Annotated in this window: 2 protein-coding genes; both read right to left on the bottom strand. The window is 58.3% G+C overall.

Annotated elements, in window-relative coordinates; translation table 11 throughout:
• Positions 1 to 8: 8 nt before the first annotated feature.
• On the bottom strand, positions 9 to 218 hold the full coding sequence (locus tag I6F21_RS37595) for a hypothetical protein (protein WP_024542435.1): 210 nt from the start codon (positions 216 to 218) through the stop codon (positions 9 to 11).
• A 125-nt stretch (positions 219 to 343) separates the two neighbouring features.
• On the bottom strand, positions 344 to 583 hold a 240-nt coding region (locus I6F21_RS37590), incomplete at its 5' end, for a hypothetical protein (protein ID WP_225184367.1).

Genomic DNA, 583 nt, shown 5'->3' with positions numbered 1-583 from the left:
CCGTCGAATCACGGCGTAAGCTTCTGCGTCCACGTGCTGTCATCGAGCGCCATCTGCGCTTGTTCGCGCGTGCGGAAATACTCCACAGACTCGCGAGAGCATGGACCTTCCTCGCTATCGAACGTGCCAATGTAAAAGCCCGCGTTCGACTTGAGCACCTGCAACGATAACCGCTTCTTGCAATACTCCCAGGCCAATAAGCCATACGTTCCGCTCATCGCATTTCTCCAGTTTTGGATCCGGCAAAGCGCCGGTGTTCGTAAATAGTTGTACTGCCAGACGATGAAAAAGCCCTGCCGATTTCTCGGTCAGGGCTTTGGTGAAGTGTGCTGCTACGGGCGAATCAGAACGGCAGGCCCTCGTCCTGCTCAGCCGGCACAGCCTCGTGTTCCTTGCGGGCCGGGGCGTTGCTGGCGCTGCCGTTTTCTTCGCGTTTCGCCTTGTCCATCGAGGAAAGGGCGATGAACTGACCGCGCTCGCCGTCGATCTTGCGACCGAAGACCGGGTACTCGAAGCCGTTGCCGTCCTCGATCATCCCCTGGTAGTCGTAGTTCACGCCATCCTTCTTGGCGCGGAACAGGAC

The sequence above is a fragment of the Bradyrhizobium sp. NBAIM03 genome, from assembly GCF_020194055.1.
Taxonomy (GTDB): domain Bacteria; phylum Pseudomonadota; class Alphaproteobacteria; order Rhizobiales; family Xanthobacteraceae; genus Bradyrhizobium; species Bradyrhizobium yuanmingense.
Note: the sequence above shows the minus strand (reverse complement) of the source record. Positions and strands in the feature narration are given on the sequence as shown.

Coding starts and splice junctions, on each gene's coding strand:
- I6F21_RS37595 (WP_024542435.1), bottom strand. CDS start 218: ATGAGCGGAACGTATGGCTTATTGGCCTGGGAGTATTGCAAGAAGCGG.